Origin of the sequence: Pseudochrobactrum mosebachae (assembly GCF_048914685.1) — a bacterium.
Classification (GTDB): Bacteria; Pseudomonadota; Alphaproteobacteria; order Rhizobiales; family Rhizobiaceae; genus Pseudochrobactrum.
The window spans coordinates 960,355-975,630 of the sequence record NZ_CP128408.1; the positions used below are offsets into that span (position 1 = coordinate 960,355).

Here is a 15,276-nt window from a genome sequence, read left to right on the forward strand (position 1 = left end):
CTTGGGGAGAAGCGGTTGCTGATCTTATCAGTCGCTTCTCCGGGATCCGTGGGGAGCTCAATGCGGTAAATGCCGACTTATACTGCTCACCGTGTCGGAAGCTTTACGCTCCACAGTCCACAGGTCGTCCCTGCTAAAAGAGCTATGCTGCTTTTATTAAATTGGCAAGAGGCACTTCGATTACTCTTTCCTGCCCGAATATGAAGGAAAGAACACGTACTGCCCGAGTACCAACATAGCCATCAATAACACCCTCAAATACACCCCCATGCCCTACAGGGAATGACACCCGCTCTCCGCTCTCATAACGTGGTATTGATCTTGAAGTCTCGAATAAGCCAACGTCAGTCAAACACTTGAGATCACTCATATATTGATCGCTGACTACAAGTGCGCCTTGTTGTCCAAATATCAAAGAAACGGCTCCCTTAATACGCGATAATCCAACCCAACTTTCAGCACAAGGCACCACTTTTACGAACAGATATCCGCTAAAAACTGGCACCTCAACGGGCTTCTTTTTCATGGTGTATTTGACAGAACGCATCTGGGTTTTGACGGGCAACCAGGCCTCAATGCCAAAGCTTTGAACAGAATTACTCACATCTTTTTCTTTATTGTGAGCAGTACGAAGAACAAACCACTGCTTGTTCGATTGTTCATCACCTGCAGCAATAGCCAAAAACTTGTCCTGCATGCGCTTATTGATTCGGTCTGGGTTGCGTTCATCCAGTCTTTTTGCCGTTTCAAGGATGCGTGATTCTTCAAAAGCTTTATTGTTTGGCATCATCATTTCACTACCTCTGAAAGCATTTCTTTAAAATCATTTAGCAGCTCAGCTCCGCCTGCAGGGAACCAAACCCACTCAGGCACATCGCATTCGTCGAACCACAACCAGCCATTTTTCTCATGTAGATCACGCCATTGCGCCCATAGATCTCCGCCTACCCGCACCTGCTCCATGTGATCACAAACAGCGAGATACCGCTCATCGACGATATAACCACGACGAGATTTTGCCGCCTCGTGCATTTCGACAACCTTTGGAAACCCTGCCTTCATTAGCCAATCACGTTTGTAACGTGCGCCCACGTCACCGCCCTGCAAGATCATGCTCTCAATGAACTTTGATGGACGCGTGAGCGGCTTTGCACCAGCCACCAACTCTGCCATGCGGCCTGCACCCCACATCTTGCCGTATGGTGCAGCAGCTTTACGCACACCAGATGATCTTGCCTCATCCGCTTCCAGTGCCTGAAGCACAGTTACTGGCAGGTCTGCCCACTTACGATCTCGGAAATATATACTGAGTGGAACAACTTGCTTGCCGCAGTGCCGCGCATAAGCCATCGCTTTCTGTTCAGCCTCAGCACGCTCCGCATCAGTGAGCTTGGCAAATTGCTTCACAGCCCATTCAGTCGGAGATTTTGCCCAATTGTGCCACTGTGTGTCGTGAGCAATCTTTTTGACGCGCCGTTCAAACTTTGAAGGATCATCGGTCGAATGTTCATCAACCTGATCTTTTTCAAAATTGCTTTCGCGCACCTCTCTCTCAATTGATGGTTTATCTAATGGTTCTATTACGGTTTGGGTGACATGGTGACACCCTAAACTGTCGTGGATGTCACCCTTAACTGTCATGGATGTCACCCTAAGATTTTCTAAGGGTGACATGGTGTCACCCTTAATATTGGTCTTTTGTTCAATAATCAGACGCTCAACCACATCCATATCGAAGTCATAACGTGTCGTTGTACCGCGTCCGCCGCCACCTTCTTTGATGATTTTAAGCAGGCCTTCCGTCACAAAATCGGCCAGCAATCGCTGAACTTGGCGTGGTGACAGGTCTGTTTCAATTGCAAGTCGTCCAACTGACGGCCAGATACCACGTCCTTCATCGTCCGCAAAATCGCCCAAACGAATAGCCAGCATTTTACGTCCTGCAGTACCTAGCTGAACCTTGAATAGACGGGACATAACTGCAATGCTCATTTCGTCTCCCCCCGCTCACGTAAGGAGATTTCACGATCAATATACCAACGTGCTTTTTTCAGATCTTCTATCGCGTCATTCTTCAAATCAGCCCGCCAGATGTATTTGAGCGCATTGCCGAGGTTAAAGCCCATATGCTCAGTGACAGTGATGCACTCAACGCCTGATGGATGGCTGGTATAATGCTTTGGATTGTTAACCGGATCACTCATTGCGCGTCCCTCCGCCATACATCGTAATCACCACGCAGCGAGCGCCACCGCTGAGCAGCAGCGCTGTTACTGTTCAGCTCTTTTCTGGATGTAACGCCAAACAGCGAGCGTAACCGTTGTGCCGCCCGATCTTGCGTCAATGGCCGTTCAAGCCCGTGGCATTGTTCAAGGAAAGCTAGGAAACCGGCCTCCTCACATTTCATGGCTGCTTCTGCCGCATAATTGAGAGTCTTGCCTGGCGCTTGATCTGGAGCCTGCGGCGCGGCCTTGCGTGCCGCTGCAATGGCGCGATCAACAAGCCCGAGCAAAAACGTCACCATGTGCGGTGCATTGGCAAAAAAGTCGATTTCATCCGGCGTGGCATTGCGATGAAAGCGTGCAACCTCATTCGGCTCACCATCTGTCCGCGCCTCAACAATCGTCACTTCGCCATTGGATGATAACAGCCATTCAGCCCCGCCTAAGCTGCTGTGCCTGTCTCTGATTTTCCGCAGTTCAAGGCTGTCTTGTTTCATAACCAGCCCCCAAACTTCAGCCAGAGATAGCCCAGCGGCAGCCCATAGGCCGCAAGTGTAACCAGAATGACCGCGATAATATCGTAATAGACCGGACGCGATTTCATCAGCCGCCCTTCCTTAATGTGCGAAGGTGCCGTCCCATCTGCGCCCGCTTGCGCTGATAGGCGGAGACCCCATGCAAAACTGTGGTGTGATCGCGGTTGCCGAGCCGCCTGCCAATTTGAGGTGAGGAAAGCCGTGTCAGCCTCCATGCCCAATAGTAAATCGCCTGTCGGGCCTGCGAAACCTTTCGGTCGCATCGTGCCGAGTGCAGATCAACTATGCTCACCTGAAAGACACGACTTAACCGTTGTACGATCCGCTCGAAATTCGCGCGATATCGGCTTTGCTCATTGATGAGGTGGCGAGCGGCCAATTCAGCACGGACAGCATCCATAAATCGTTCAAATCTGCGCGCTGCCAGTGGTACCAATGAATAATCGGTCTCAAACAAGTGCGGTTTAACGGGCGCAATAAAAGGCAAAACGACTGAGTTATGACGTGCAGCGCGAATGCCTCTCTCTGTATTGCGATAGGATGCGACAATCATGATGCGCCTCCCGCTTCATATCCCCATGCATCCCAGCCGGCACGTGGTGTGCGGCAGAACATTTCTAATCGTGGAACGCCCGGGTAAAGCTTTTCAATCTGCTTGGCAAAAAATGCAGGTTTGGCCGAATGCCGCCCCTTTTTCTCGCTGTGCACTGTCTCAGGCTGGGTGCCAGGCAGTGGCGCCACCACATCGCCGCGCCTGCCGATCAACAGCAGCTCATGGCGGTCGCGTCCCCAATAACCAGTTCCGGCAACGGCTTTGTCCCAGATCCAATGATGAACATACTGGAAGCCCCAAGCTTCCATGACCTGTAAAGCCTGTGGAAGCATCGGATTTGTTGCCCATAAAAACAGCACGGCATCATCTGCAACCGGATTGCCTAGTGTCGCCATCAATTGACAGATTTTATCCGTTTCCATGGTCGGGTAATGGTTTTCTGCACTACGATCACCGCCGGTTTCCTCAGATCGAACGCTGAACTTCCAAGGTGGATCGGCATAAAATACCGGATAGCGCCTCAACAGCTGATCAGGTGCGGTCGCTTTGCCAGCGCTCGCAACAATCGCCATATGCGCTAAACGAATTGTGTGTTTCAGCTTCTGCTTTTCGGTGCGGATTTCCTTTGCCTTGGCAACAATCTGCTTTTGCTCTTGGCGCAGAACCTTGCATTGCTCAGCATGCTGCAGCTCTGAGAGCGCCTCACCCGCATGCACTGACACGCGGCCCTCACGGATAGCGGCGAGCAGCTCTGGAGAACCATGCTCATGAATACGCTTTGCAGACGACACTGCGCGGATAGAAATTGATAACGCTTTGGCTGCACGATGGGTCGGCAAATTTGCACTATCAGCCGTATTTTGATTGATACCAAACTCCCAATCCACAATGGCCGCTGCTATGAGAGCACGCTGGCTCTCAGTCAAATGACGGCGATGTAAATTCTTGGAAAGCACGAAGTTTAACGGATTGTCGCCAGTATATTGAGCATAAACCGGCGCGATTCCGGTATGAATACAAGCCCATTGCCGGTTGCGGCCATCCAACACCATGCCTTCAAGTAACAAAATCGGCTCATGCTGCCCGTGCGCGGTAATATCATCGGCCAGCATTATGCGCTCCGCTTCCGCAATCATAGGAAACAGATCAGCTAGCGGATGCGCCGGATAAGCAGAAGGCTTGGCCTTGGCTGGAGCCTCGCGTTTAATAGGTTTTTTCGCCTTCACGGACACAGACACTGGCGCAAGATTATATGCGTCATAAGTTGTATTCATCATCATCTCCCCGCTTAAACCATGCCCAACGCATCCATGTAGAGCTGCACCATTGCTTCCTCCTCTTGGCGCTCATGCGGCTCCATTTTGCGAAGACGAATGATGGTTCGCACTGCCTTGCTGTCGAAACCTGTGGCTTTCAGCTCGGCAAAGACCTCTTTAATGTCATCACCAATCGTCTTCTTTTCTTCCTCAAGCCGCTCAATGCGCTCGATGAAGGCACGAAGCTGACCGACTGCAATTGTCTGTGAGCTTTCCATTGTAATTTCATCAGTCATGATCTTGCCTCCGCTTGAGATCGGTACGCACGGGCGCAAGGCAGTGCTTTTGCAAGCGGCCTTCAACAGTCAGCCGTGCCAGCCGGTCTGCATGGTTGGGATATTTTTTAAGCACGGCTTTGGAACGCGCCGCGCCATATCGGGAATGAGAAACAAACGGCTCTGCGCCGTGCATGCGAAATCGGCGCGTCATGAAGCACCACCAGTCGCAGCCTCTTTCGCTTTGCGCTGAATGGCACGCAGATCCTGCACGCTCTTTTCAATTTTATTAGAAATCTCACGCTCTTCGGCAGCCGATATTTTACCGTCGGTAAGCGCATGCGCTAGCGCATCGACAACATCGCTGCTATCGCGCACAACATGTGCAATATCGGTTATCGTCGGAAGAACAGCGCCCTGCCCGTCAGATTCAAGTGCGACAAGCTTATAACCAAGCATTGCAGCCATGGCTGACACAATACCGTTTGAACCGGTATCTAGCATCAGATCCATAGCCACATCGACCGGTATATGTGCTGCCGTATCATCAGGAGAGCCATATTTGGAAAGTGCCGGCGCTTTAACCCTGGTCACATGCTCAAAGCTTGTGACGCCGCCAGCGAGTTCAAGCAAACGACGTACAGTTGCCTTCAATTGCCGACGCTGTTGTTCGCTTGTGGGACGAAGGGCGCTCATAGCGCCACCTCAAAGAAAAAGCCTATCTCAAGAGCTACGGGGGTAGAATCTCTCTGGCAGGCTTTTCTCCGCCCCCAGGCGTTGGGTGATGGGCGTTGTGATAATTTTAAACGCTTAATATTCCTGGCGTCAATTAAATTTTTAAAAACACCTGCCTTCGCGCTCAGAGGGAAAAAAGCGCAAAGGCAGGCCAACATCTGCCGTGGGAGGAAGCGGCAGAGGATCAGGAAAGATTTAAACGGGGGATTTCCGTGACAGGCACGTGGATGGTGTGTTTGTTGAGGGGGCAGGATCATTGCACCACCTCATTTATTTCTAAGGATTCACTAAAGGAAATCACTGCACACTTAGGTCGAGGGATGTCAATTGGCCAGTCGACGCCTTCAGGCCAGTGATCTGAAAACCAATGAAATGCAACTTGTAATCGACGTACGCCGATATCAGAGCCGCCGCGTATTCCCGCTATACGCTTTCCATCATTGAATAGCCGTGACGAAACCGTTGCCTCGGCTAATTTTACCGAAGAACAATATGTATCGATAAGGGACAAGAATGCATCAACAGTGTTCATTTGCACTAAATACGGGATATGTCCCGCATTTGTCAACGGGTTATGTCCCGCTGGAATGCAAACTCTTTTACGGGAATAATCCCGCCATGACAGAAAACCTAAAAAAAGAGATCGTTGAGCGCGTCAAGCAGCGTATAGATGAATTAAAAATATCTATGCGCGCTGTCGGCCTAGCTTCTGGCCACGGCCCTGATCTGATCCGTGACTGGTTACGTGCGAAAGGTTTACCTCGTCTCGATTCTCTCATAAAGGTTGCAGCTGTTTTGAATACTTCACCGGAGTGGCTAGCATTCGGCACTGAAGACAAAGATGCTATAGCGGTACCGATTATTTCAATGGTCAGTGCCGGAAATTTTAGAGATACTTGCGTCATTGACACGCTCGATCATTTCCCAACTATGCGCGTTACTGATTTACCGCTTGGTGACTGGGTAGCTTTACGCGTGGAAGGAGATTCTATGGATCGAATTTCACCGCCGGATTCTATAATTCTTGTTAATCGACGCGATTCAAAGCTACTCCCTGGAGCGTGCTACATCATTTTCGATGATGATGGGCGAGCAACCTATAAACGATACCGCTCAAATCCAGATAGATTTGAACCTGTATCGAGCAATCCAAAGCACGAACCTATTTTCCCGAGAGAAGGAAACACACCTCAAATTTTTGGAAAAGTGCGTCGTACAATTTTAGATATATAAGGATACATTATGCGGGGTTTTCTAACGGCGGGGGCCGTTTTGCTCATGTTAACTTCAATGAGCAGCGCTGAAAATAGCAAATGCATTAAAACAGAAAACGATCTGGATCGTCTTGCTTGCTACGACAATGAGGCGGGAAGAACACCTAAGTCTGTACTTATTACTGAAACAGCAGGCAAATGGTCTCCTACAAGCACAACATCAAAATTAACAGACGACAAAAACATAACACTTCAGCTTGCGTCTGAAGAGATAGTGAATTGCGGCTGGAATAAAGGCGATAAAATAACCCTTATACTTCGATGCCAAGAACAAAAGACAGCGCTGTTTATAAACACCCAATGTCATATGACATCTAGCGAATACAATGGCTATGGCGATGTTACCTACCGCCTTGATAGCGATAAAGCCCAAATAATAGGCATGTCAGAGTCTACAAATAATCGCTCCCTCGGACTATGGACGGGTGGAAAATCTATTCCGATGATTAAGCAAATGCTTGGAAAACAGCAAATGGTCGTCCGTATGACGCCATTTAATGAAAGTGCATTTACCGCAACATTTGACCTTACGGGGTTAGAGGCAGCGATCAAGCCTCTCCGTGATGAATGTAAATGGTAATCTATAGGATCATTCAATGCGTAAGCTTTTCATCGGGCTACCAGTATTTTTTTTATTAGTAGCTTTCATCTGGCTAGCAGGAATTCGTGTAATCGTAATTCAACCAATAGGTGCCTTACCAGCCGGTGTGACGGCAATTGTTCTAGGGCTGCACAATGCTAAATTTATTGATAGCCCTGATGCTATCTGTAATCGCACGCAGGGAGGCGTAAGCCTTATTTGCCGAGGCATAACTGCAGGCACAATAGCCCAAAAAGGCACAATTTTGCTACGACTACCATATAGCGAATTTTTATTTCGCTTATCTGGAGCGCCAGAACTAAATCGATAAACTGTTTACGGCTCGGCGATCGTATGTATGCCAAAGTAGTGCAAACATTGCCTCCCCTCACCCATTTTTCTGATTTAATGGCAAGTATCATACGCACGATTCTTAGAATCGAGCATATAACTGCATCTCCACTCAAGGGATATGTCCCGCATATGGCTTGACACGGGATATATCCCGTACTACCGATACGACACCTTTCCGTAGAATGGACCGCAATAAAACGGATATTACCTACCGTGTGGTCATTTCTAACGAGCAATCCATTAGAGGTGTCAATGCAAATTAGCCAGACTATCCCATTGAAAGCTTATGAACGCATCATATTTGAACGCGCTGAATATAGTGGAACACGCTACTACGACCCGGTTCTTACACCTGATGCAACCTATGCCGATGCAATAACAGCGGCAGGCTATCGAACCATTGCGATTTATCGCTTGGATACATCTACTCAGAACATGAAGCCGATCATTGATGAGGTCGCATTTCATTATCAGCCAGACGGCAGCATGGAATTTCCGCGCTGGGTCATGAACAGCGTTCGCTTTGGCGACATCATGGCGCAAGCCCACGTTATATGGAGCGCGCAGCATGAGTGTTTCTAAAGACCAAGAGCAGGTCAGCTACACAGCCGAGCCAACCACCGTGAATCTCAGCGTTATCATCGAAACATACAAAGCATTGCTGACAGGCGACAACCTGCCGGAACGCGTTGCCGTACAGACACTAGTTCTACAAACGTTTGTGAATGCCGCCGAAAATAAACAAAGCAACCGCGAAAAGATTTTAGCCCTAATAGCGGAGCTGCTGGTTCAGTGGGACAAGGACTATCCAGTCAATTGCCACAACGGCTACGCAGGACTTAAAGAACTGGGTCTCATAATCGCAGATGCAGTTACTATTCTGTCAGCCGGTCGCAGTACTGAGGCATAAGATAGATGTCAGATTATCCAACAACCGCTGCTTTTCTCATGGCCATGGTTGTCTTCTCATACTCATGGGTAAAGTTATGAAGTCTAATATTTCAAATATCATCCCCCGCTTTGGATTAAATCTTTCCAAATGCTCTCATTCCCCCGCCGCCCCGAATTTGGAGGCAGGTGAATGAGCATTAGATTTATCGTTGATCCTAAAGATATTCCACCTGAAAAAGCCGCCAGAAGATTGGGTCTTACTATAGATCGTTTCCAGGCTATATTACCAAGGCTATTATCGCGAGGCTTTCCACCATCAGATCCAGACACAGGAAATTTTGATCTTGATGCAATAGATGAATGGCGCTCATCGCGCCACAAAACAACCGCTTCTAAAATTGCAGCCAAAGACACATCAATAGGGCTTGTATCATCACGATTGGAGAGAATGGGTGGGTAACGTCAATATCCCTTATTATGTCGTTAAAAAGGGTAAATACGGTTATTGGCAGCCTACGAAAGAAATGCGTGCCCACGGCTTCGCAGCCGTTAGGTGCGGCATTGATGGCCCCGATGCATGGGAAACGGCAGCACAATGGAATGAGCGGTGGCAGCGCCATCGACAAGGGCGAAGCCAAGACCAAGTCTCATCATGGCCACCTCGTTCAATCGGCGATGCTTTTGACAGATACCGCACAACGGATGAATGGAAGCTATCAAAAAAACCGCGCACACGTGAAGAATGGGAGAGAGCGTGGAAACGCATATCTCCCGTATTTGGCGACCTGTCACCCACAAGTAATGAAATTACGCTGGAAGCACTGAGCCGCTTCCGATCTTTGATATTCAATTCAGTTTCACATCGTGAGGCTTGGAGAACTATCAAAATCTGGCGGGCTTTGTGGACAGTCTGCAATGCTATGGGATATTGCGCAGGCAAATCCGATCCATCATTAGGCATATCTAACTCAGCGCCTGCCCCGCGATCCGCAGCATGGAGTGAGGGTGAAGCTGTACGGCTGGTAAAGACGGCATGGCGAACTGGCTATCACGGCATGGCCGTTACAATAGCACTTGCGTGGGACAGCCAATTTTCACCGGCTGATTTAAGAGGTCTGACAGTCGCTGGAATAAAAGGTCGAGGCGATAACCGGTATTTCCCCGTGGAAAGAGCCAAGTCGGGTCGGGCAGCCATAGGAACGCTTAGCCGCAGATCCTTAGCCCTGCTAGATACTTATTTAATCATGGAGCCTTGTGAGGTCGGTGCTCTTCTCCGGAATAGATCGAAAGCCGTTTATTCACGTTTCACTATGCCAGATGATTTCGGTGCAGTGCGTGATCTTTGTTTTAAAGGCGATAAAAGAACACTTGCCGACATGAGGCGATCCGGAGCGATTGAAGCTCAGGCAGGTGGTGCAACTAGTTCCGAAACAGCGGCCAAAATGGCAAACTCAATATCGTCTGCTAATGCCATCCACCGGACATACCAACCGGTAGATTTAGAAACCGTAAGACAAGCAGATGCAGCTAGACGCAGAGGACGGCAACGCATCAGAAATAGCGGTGATGAATAGTTCCAAGTTTCATCCTTTGTTCACCCCAAATTTGAGGGGTGAAAATTGGAACTTTCACTGTAATTATTGACTTTCTTTTGGCCTTCTAAGCCGGAGGTTACTGGAGCATAGCCAGTCGGGTTCACCACACACGCCGATCACCACCGGCGAACTGAGGAGATACGATTCTCATCGCCCTGCCCTGACGCTGACGGAATCCATCCAGTGGATGCAGGGCGGTGGGAAACAAAAATGTGATGATTCTTTTATTATGAAAATAAACGCTGAATGACCGAATCTATGTCGCGCCCTTGTCGCGTTCCGCTGCCGCCGTTTGTAGCAACGCGTTACAAATCAACACGTTACGTTGCGACAAATTTCAGAGGCTGCGACATGAGTTTTAAGGAAAAGAGGAGCTAAGTCCTTGATATTTATTGGCTGGGGAACCTGGATTCGAACCAAGACTAACGGAGTCAGAGTCCGTCGTTCTACCATTAAACTATTCCCCAGCAGCGCTGCTCAGTGAGAGCGAAGCGGCGACGCTCATTGCATCGTGGTGGTGATATAATTGAAATTTTTACAAAAGCAAACCCTCTTTGCACTGATTTCAATATATTTTTCCACAGATCACATATTTCTCATTCCTCTTGGTAATTTGGCAAAGGGCTGTTACATTAAAGGTAACGTGAAATAGCCTGCACCATGTCTGCGTCCTTAACCGGTTCGCGCGGTGCCAAAAGGACAAATTTTGATGAACCCCGATTTGCACACCCAAAGGGTGTCTATCAACGGGGCGTCGGGTGGCAATGCAGGAACAAAAGATTCCGCTGAACCGCCCAATACAGGACAACGGCAAAACCGTTTGCCTGTCGGATCATTGTCACCGTCACAGGCGGCAGATGAATCAGGACGCTTCGATAAAAAACAGCGCAAACGAGCGCGCCGTCGTAAAAACGGCAAACCTGCCAGCGCAGATATGGTTCATTCCGCTGCGAAAGGTGAACCTCGTTCTTCTCTTCGCAAAAATATACCAGCTGATACGCAAACGCGTGGTGAGCAGACACTAAAAAGCGATGAACAAAAGAGCGGTAAAAAACTCCCGAACCGCCGTCGCCGCCCACGTCGTAAAAAGCATTCGCCGGATAATCCTGCTGTGAACAGCAATGTGGCAGCAATACAGGCTGCGGTAAACGGCCAGACAGCGGCAGGATCATCTGCGAACAGGCATGCGTACAGAGCCTGTTCTGCAAAGATTGATAATAGTACACAACGCCCGCACAACAATCACCATGGCAATCAATCTCATACGCAGAAGGCCGTCCATCCCTCAGGTCACAATAATGGCTCGTCGCAGCGCCATCATGACCAGAGCGAGCAGCGCAATCATATACCGCAACCACAAGTCGCGCCCTATGAGCCGCCACTTTATGCTGCCCTTGATCTTGGCACAAATAATTGCCGCCTGTTGATTGCAACACCCAGCCGTCCGGGTCAGTTTCGAGTGGTTGATTCATTCTCCCGTATCGTGCGCCTTGGTGAAGGGTTTGGCACCAGCGGCCGCCTGAGTGATCAGGCAATGCACCGCGCGATTGAGGCCCTTAAAATTTGTCGCGATAAGCTGGAAAGCAAAAATATCCGCCGCAGACGCCTGATTGCAACCGAAGCCTGCCGCTCTGCCATAAACGGCGTTGAGTTTCTTGAACGCGTGCGCGAAGAAGCAGGGCTGGAGCTGGAAATCGTAGACCGGCAGACTGAAGCAAGCCTTGCAGTTTCGGGTTGCGGCACGCTGGTAAACCGTGAAACCGATGCGCTTGTATTGTTTGATATTGGTGGTGGCTCGTCCGAAATAGCGCTGATTGATGTGACCTGCCGCCGCTCATCACGGCTTGCAGAACATATTACCGCCTGGACCTCACTGCCTGTTGGTGTTGTCACTTTGGCTGAAAAATTCGGTGGCCGTGATGTAACGCCGGAAAATTACGCCGAAATGGTTGCCTATGTATCGATGATGCTGAACGACTTCAGCGAACGAAACAAACTTGGCGCATTGGCAAACAGCACGCATTTTCATCTGCTCGGCACGTCCGGTACGGTGACCACGCTTGCCGGTATTCACCTCGGGCTCGACCGCTATGACCGCCGGCGTGTAGACGGTATGTGGATGGGCTCTCAGGATGTAACAGACATGACAGCCAAATTGCTGTCTTGGGATTTCAAAACCCGCGTTGCCAATCCGTGCATCGGTGCAGACCGTGCCGATCTGGTTCTTGCGGGGTGCGCTATTCTTGACGCGATCCGTCAGATATGGCCTAGCGAGCGTTTGCTTGTGGCTGATCGCGGTTTGCGTGAAGGCATATTAACCGAGCTGATGTCCCGCGATGGGGCATGGCGTCATCGCCGTCCTCATCAGGCGAAAGAAACATATATGAAGAACAGTTCCTACAGGGACAGTCAGACAAAAGGCAGACAGTCATAATGAGTGGTTCTGGAAGCAAGTCCGGCAAGTCAAAATTCGGCAATACCACGGGCGGACGCGGCGGTGCAGGCACACGCGGCCTGCATGTGCGCGTAAAGAAAAAGGCTGGCACGATCAAAGAGACCTCACGCCGCTGGCTGGAGCGTCATCTGAACGACCCTTATGTGCAGCAATCGAAAGCCGATGGCTATCGCTCGCGTGCAGCCTATAAGCTCACCGAGATTAACGAGCGCTATAATATCCTGAAAAAAGGGCAGAAGATTATCGATCTTGGCGCGGCACCCGGCGGCTGGAGCCAGATCGCGGCTAAAATCGTTGGCTCAAACGATATTCACCCGCATGTGGTTGGCATTGATTATCTTGATGTCGATCCGTTGCCGGGCGTAACACTGCTGAAAATGGACTTTCTTGATGATGATGCACCGGCAGCGATTATGGAAGCGCTTGGCGATGCACCTGATCTGGTGATTTCAGACATGGCGGCACCAACAACCGGCCATCGCCGCACAGACCATTTGCGCACCGCGCATTTGTGTGAAGTGGCGGCGGATTTTGCTGTTTCCGTATTGAAGCCCGGCGGCCACTTTCTGACCAAGACCTTTCAGGGCGGTACAGAAAATGAATTGCTGACAATGCTAAAAAAGAACTTTCGTTCTGTACATCATGTGAAGCCACCGGCATCGCGTGCGGAATCGGTTGAACTTTATTTGCTCGCCCGTGATTTCAAAGGCCGCAATGAAGATGAAACTGACGCTGACGACTGATATTTGAGATAATTATCTCCTGGCGATATCTGAAAAAAGGCGCAGTAAACCGCGCCTTTTTATTTGCGCGTCATTATTTGATCTTCTTCATTCTTGTTGCAAATTTGCGCTCATATAGCTCCTGCCCTGCTTCAGGCTTCAGCTTTACGAAAGAAAAATATGCCAATGCGGAAACGCCGCCGATAATGAAAAATGCTATGTGAAAATCTGTCAGTTGCAGACTGGCGCCACGAATTGTTGTGCTTAGTTCCAGAATAACACCCGCCAGTGCCACGCCCATCGCAATGGATACCTGCTGCGCAACAGCGCTCAACGGCGTTGCCTGACTGGTTTTGTCATCAGGTATTTCTGCAAAACCCAGCGCATTAACGCCCGTGAAGAACATCGAACGTAAGAACCCGCCAAACAGCAAAGCCAGCAAGATAAAAGCCATAGGCACTTGCGGCGTGAAAAAGCCGTTCAGCATGATAAAACACGCCGAAGCCAGCGAGCCGAACATCATCAGGTTACGAAACCCGAAACGAGCAAAAATGCGCGTTGCACCAAATTTCATGCATAGCGCACCGGCAGCCGATACAAAGGTAATCATGCCCGATTGAAACGGATTAAGCCCGAAACCGAGCTGGAGCATCAGCGGCAGCAAAAACGGAATCGCGCCAATACCCAGCCGAAACAGGCTGCCGCCGGTTACAGCAATACGAAACACATCGTTTTTAAACAGGGATAAATCCAACAGCGGATTTTCCGCCACTCTAGCATGGCGAATATACAATAGGGTGCAAATCACGCCCGTGAGCAGAGTTACAATACCAATCACCGGCGGCAATGCCGGAAGGCTCACCACTGACAATCCGAACACCACGCCAGACATTGCAAGCCCCGACAATATGAAACCTTTGACATCCAGCCTGCGTGGCGCAAGCACTTCAATAACCGGCAGATATTTGGTTGCAAAATAAATGCCTGCAAGTCCAATCGGCACATTGATCAAAAATATCCAGTGCCAGCTAAAATAGGTTGTGATAAAGCCCCCGACAGGCGGGCCAACCAGCGGCCCGACCATACTGGGAATGGCGAGCCACGCCATAGCATTGACCAATTGATTGCGCGGCGTTGAGCGTAGCAGTACCAAACGCCCGACCGGCGTCATCATTGCACCGCCCATGCCTTGTAAGAACCGCGCAACAACAAAGCTCAGCAGAGAATTTGAGGCAGCACAGGCCAGTGAGCCGATCACAAACACCCCAATAGCCGCACGAAACACATTGCGCGAACCATATCGATCAGCCATCCAGCCGCTGACAGGAATAAACACAGCCAGCGAAACCAGATAAGAAGTGAGCGCCAGCTTGAGTGCAATCGGGCTGGTGCCGATATCCGCAGCAATTGCCGCAAGTGATGTCGCAATCACATTGGAATCCATCTGCTCCATGAACAGTGCCACAGCCAAAACCAGAGGAATGATGCGATTCACGTTACGAATCCTGAATCTAAGTAAGCTACAGAGTGAAAATATTGATATGCACCGCCCCAAAAACCATGCAATCAGGCTGCGTTCGGGCTGGTTGGACAACGATATTTACCGTCAATTATTTATTATCACGAAAATTAAAACAGGCAATAAATTGTGTGCAAGATTGTTCAATTTTGAATTTAAAATCAAGGGATTGTGAACTGAAGCCGACAAAAATAACAGCACTGAAATTCGGCTGAAACGCCGCATTATAAGGCTCTGACGCGTCTTCAAGATCGTAAAAAGTCAGAAATTTTCGGTTTTGGGTTGCGCCCCTCGTAACACACTGTTACA

At 49.6% G+C, this 15,276-nt stretch carries 19 protein-coding genes and 1 tRNA gene; 9 read left to right on the forward strand and 11 right to left on the reverse strand.

Going from position 1 to position 15,276, the window contains the following annotated elements; translation table 11 throughout:
* Window positions 1-142 precede the first annotated feature (142 nt).
* From MP213Fo_RS04560 to MP213Fo_RS04600, 9 genes are all read right to left on the reverse strand, one after another.
* Complete coding sequence (locus MP213Fo_RS04560) at window positions 143-793, reverse strand: transcription termination/antitermination NusG family protein (protein ID WP_421090479.1); 651 nt, start codon at window positions 791-793, stop codon at window positions 143-145.
* Entirely contained in the window at window positions 790-1,977 is a 1,188-nt protein-coding gene (locus tag MP213Fo_RS04565) for a hypothetical protein (protein ID WP_421090480.1), read from the reverse strand. Before MP213Fo_RS04565 ends, MP213Fo_RS04560 begins: the two co-directional genes overlap by 4 nt.
* 11 nt (window positions 1,978-1,988) lie before the next feature.
* Window positions 1,989-2,204 (reverse strand): DUF3310 domain-containing protein, encoded by a 216-nt coding sequence (locus MP213Fo_RS04570; protein ID WP_421090481.1) that lies wholly within the window; start codon window positions 2,202-2,204, stop codon window positions 1,989-1,991.
* Window positions 2,201-2,719: a hypothetical protein gene (locus MP213Fo_RS04575; protein ID WP_421090482.1), complete on the reverse strand. Its 519-nt coding sequence runs from the start codon at window positions 2,717-2,719 to the stop codon at window positions 2,201-2,203. Before MP213Fo_RS04575 ends, MP213Fo_RS04570 begins: the two co-directional genes overlap by 4 nt.
* A gap of 106 nt (window positions 2,720-2,825) precedes the next feature.
* A complete protein-coding gene (locus MP213Fo_RS04580) occupies window positions 2,826-3,311 on the reverse strand; it encodes a helix-turn-helix domain-containing protein (RefSeq protein WP_421090483.1) in 486 nt (161 codons plus the stop codon).
* Window positions 3,308-4,447, reverse strand: coding sequence for an MT-A70 family methyltransferase (locus MP213Fo_RS04585; protein ID WP_421091009.1), 1,140 nt, complete (start codon window positions 4,445-4,447; stop codon window positions 3,308-3,310). Before MP213Fo_RS04585 ends, MP213Fo_RS04580 begins: the two co-directional genes overlap by 4 nt.
* Before the next feature lie 152 nt (window positions 4,448-4,599).
* A complete protein-coding gene (locus tag MP213Fo_RS04590; RefSeq protein WP_421090484.1) occupies window positions 4,600-4,863 on the reverse strand; it encodes a DUF2312 domain-containing protein in 264 nt (87 codons plus the stop codon).
* On the reverse strand, window positions 4,856-5,056 hold the full coding sequence (locus MP213Fo_RS04595; protein ID WP_421090485.1) for a hypothetical protein: 201 nt from the start codon (window positions 5,054-5,056) through the stop codon (window positions 4,856-4,858). The genes MP213Fo_RS04590 and MP213Fo_RS04595 overlap by 8 nt, the downstream gene beginning before the upstream one ends.
* Window positions 5,053-5,538, reverse strand: coding sequence for a phage regulatory CII family protein (locus MP213Fo_RS04600; RefSeq protein ID WP_421090486.1), 486 nt, complete (start codon window positions 5,536-5,538; stop codon window positions 5,053-5,055). Before MP213Fo_RS04600 ends, MP213Fo_RS04595 begins: the two co-directional genes overlap by 4 nt.
* A gap of 657 nt (window positions 5,539-6,195) precedes the next feature.
* Between MP213Fo_RS04600 and MP213Fo_RS04605 the strand changes: the two genes are divergently transcribed.
* The 7 genes from MP213Fo_RS04605 (at window position 6,196) to MP213Fo_RS04635 (ending at window position 10,250) form a co-directional block, all read left to right on the forward strand.
* Window positions 6,196-6,810 (forward strand): S24 family peptidase, encoded by a 615-nt coding sequence (locus tag MP213Fo_RS04605; protein WP_421090487.1) that lies wholly within the window; start codon window positions 6,196-6,198, stop codon window positions 6,808-6,810.
* Window positions 6,811-6,819: 9 nt separating this feature from the next.
* Window positions 6,820-7,431 (forward strand): type VI secretion system-associated protein TagO, encoded by a 612-nt coding sequence (locus tag MP213Fo_RS04610; protein ID WP_421090488.1) that lies wholly within the window; start codon window positions 6,820-6,822, stop codon window positions 7,429-7,431.
* Between the two features lie 16 nt (window positions 7,432-7,447).
* Window positions 7,448-7,762 carry a hypothetical protein gene (locus MP213Fo_RS04615; RefSeq protein ID WP_421090489.1) on the forward strand — a complete coding sequence of 105 codons (315 nt, stop codon included), beginning with the start codon at window positions 7,448-7,450 and terminating at the stop codon, window positions 7,760-7,762.
* A 275-nt stretch (window positions 7,763-8,037) separates the two neighbouring features.
* Window positions 8,038-8,367, forward strand: coding sequence for a hypothetical protein (locus MP213Fo_RS04620; RefSeq protein ID WP_421090490.1), 330 nt, complete (start codon window positions 8,038-8,040; stop codon window positions 8,365-8,367).
* The gene (locus MP213Fo_RS04625; RefSeq protein WP_421090491.1) at window positions 8,354-8,695 is read left to right on the forward strand and encodes a hypothetical protein; all 342 of its coding nucleotides are present in this window, start codon (window positions 8,354-8,356) and stop codon (window positions 8,693-8,695) included. The genes MP213Fo_RS04620 and MP213Fo_RS04625 overlap by 14 nt, the downstream gene beginning before the upstream one ends.
* Window positions 8,696-8,866: 171 nt before the next feature.
* Complete coding sequence (locus tag MP213Fo_RS04630; RefSeq protein ID WP_421090492.1) at window positions 8,867-9,136, forward strand: hypothetical protein; 270 nt, start codon at window positions 8,867-8,869, stop codon at window positions 9,134-9,136.
* On the forward strand, window positions 9,129-10,250 hold the full coding sequence (locus MP213Fo_RS04635) for a hypothetical protein (RefSeq protein WP_421090493.1): 1,122 nt from the start codon (window positions 9,129-9,131) through the stop codon (window positions 10,248-10,250). Before MP213Fo_RS04630 ends, MP213Fo_RS04635 begins: the two co-directional genes overlap by 8 nt.
* A 414-nt stretch (window positions 10,251-10,664) precedes the next feature.
* On the opposite strand, the gene MP213Fo_RS04640 is transcribed toward MP213Fo_RS04635, so the two are convergent.
* A tRNA-Gln gene (locus tag MP213Fo_RS04640) sits at window positions 10,665-10,738 on the reverse strand.
* 467 nt (window positions 10,739-11,205) lie between these two features.
* Here MP213Fo_RS04640 and MP213Fo_RS04645 point away from each other — a divergent pair.
* The gene (locus tag MP213Fo_RS04645; protein WP_421091010.1) at window positions 11,206-12,705 is read left to right on the forward strand and encodes a Ppx/GppA phosphatase family protein; all 1,500 of its coding nucleotides are present in this window, start codon (window positions 11,206-11,208) and stop codon (window positions 12,703-12,705) included.
* Window positions 12,705-13,469: an RlmE family RNA methyltransferase gene (locus tag MP213Fo_RS04650; protein WP_421090494.1), complete on the forward strand. Its 765-nt coding sequence runs from the start codon at window positions 12,705-12,707 to the stop codon at window positions 13,467-13,469. The genes MP213Fo_RS04645 and MP213Fo_RS04650 overlap by 1 nt, the downstream gene beginning before the upstream one ends.
* 73 nt (window positions 13,470-13,542) lie before the next feature.
* Here the strand turns inward: MP213Fo_RS04650 and MP213Fo_RS04655 are convergent, their stop codons facing one another.
* Window positions 13,543-14,943 carry a DHA2 family efflux MFS transporter permease subunit gene (locus MP213Fo_RS04655; protein ID WP_421090495.1) on the reverse strand — a complete coding sequence of 467 codons (1,401 nt, stop codon included), beginning with the start codon at window positions 14,941-14,943 and terminating at the stop codon, window positions 13,543-13,545.
* Window positions 14,944-15,276: the final 333 nt, after the last annotated feature.

Bases quoted from the DNA above. Each gene is read 5' to 3' on its own strand.
- MP213Fo_RS04560 (WP_421090479.1), bottom strand. From the start codon at position 793: ATGATGATGCCAAACAATAAAGCTTTTGAAGAATCACGCATCCTTGAA.
- MP213Fo_RS04565 (WP_421090480.1), bottom strand. From the start codon at position 1,977: ATGTCCCGTCTATTCAAGGTTCAGCTAGGTACTGCAGGACGTAAAATG.
- MP213Fo_RS04570 (WP_421090481.1), bottom strand. From the start codon at position 2,204: ATGAGTGATCCGGTTAACAATCCAAAGCATTATACCAGCCATCCATCA.
- MP213Fo_RS04575 (WP_421090482.1), bottom strand. From the start codon at position 2,719: ATGAAACAAGACAGCCTTGAACTGCGGAAAATCAGAGACAGGCACAGC.
- MP213Fo_RS04580 (WP_421090483.1), bottom strand. From the start codon at position 3,311: ATGATTGTCGCATCCTATCGCAATACAGAGAGAGGCATTCGCGCTGCA.
- MP213Fo_RS04585 (WP_421091009.1), bottom strand. From the start codon at position 4,447: ATGATTGCGGAAGCGGAGCGCATAATGCTGGCCGATGATATTACCGCG.
- MP213Fo_RS04590 (WP_421090484.1), bottom strand. From the start codon at position 4,863: ATGACTGATGAAATTACAATGGAAAGCTCACAGACAATTGCAGTCGGT.
- MP213Fo_RS04595 (WP_421090485.1), bottom strand. From the start codon at position 5,056: ATGACGCGCCGATTTCGCATGCACGGCGCAGAGCCGTTTGTTTCTCAT.
- MP213Fo_RS04600 (WP_421090486.1), bottom strand. From the start codon at position 5,538: ATGAGCGCCCTTCGTCCCACAAGCGAACAACAGCGTCGGCAATTGAAG.
- MP213Fo_RS04605 (WP_421090487.1), top strand. From the start codon at position 6,196: ATGACAGAAAACCTAAAAAAAGAGATCGTTGAGCGCGTCAAGCAGCGT.
- MP213Fo_RS04610 (WP_421090488.1), top strand. From the start codon at position 6,820: ATGCGGGGTTTTCTAACGGCGGGGGCCGTTTTGCTCATGTTAACTTCA.
- MP213Fo_RS04615 (WP_421090489.1), top strand. From the start codon at position 7,448: ATGCGTAAGCTTTTCATCGGGCTACCAGTATTTTTTTTATTAGTAGCT.
- MP213Fo_RS04620 (WP_421090490.1), top strand. From the start codon at position 8,038: ATGCAAATTAGCCAGACTATCCCATTGAAAGCTTATGAACGCATCATA.
- MP213Fo_RS04625 (WP_421090491.1), top strand. From the start codon at position 8,354: ATGAGTGTTTCTAAAGACCAAGAGCAGGTCAGCTACACAGCCGAGCCA.
- MP213Fo_RS04630 (WP_421090492.1), top strand. From the start codon at position 8,867: ATGAGCATTAGATTTATCGTTGATCCTAAAGATATTCCACCTGAAAAA.
- MP213Fo_RS04645 (WP_421091010.1), top strand. From the start codon at position 11,206: ATGGTTCATTCCGCTGCGAAAGGTGAACCTCGTTCTTCTCTTCGCAAA.
- MP213Fo_RS04650 (WP_421090494.1), top strand. From the start codon at position 12,705: ATGAGTGGTTCTGGAAGCAAGTCCGGCAAGTCAAAATTCGGCAATACC.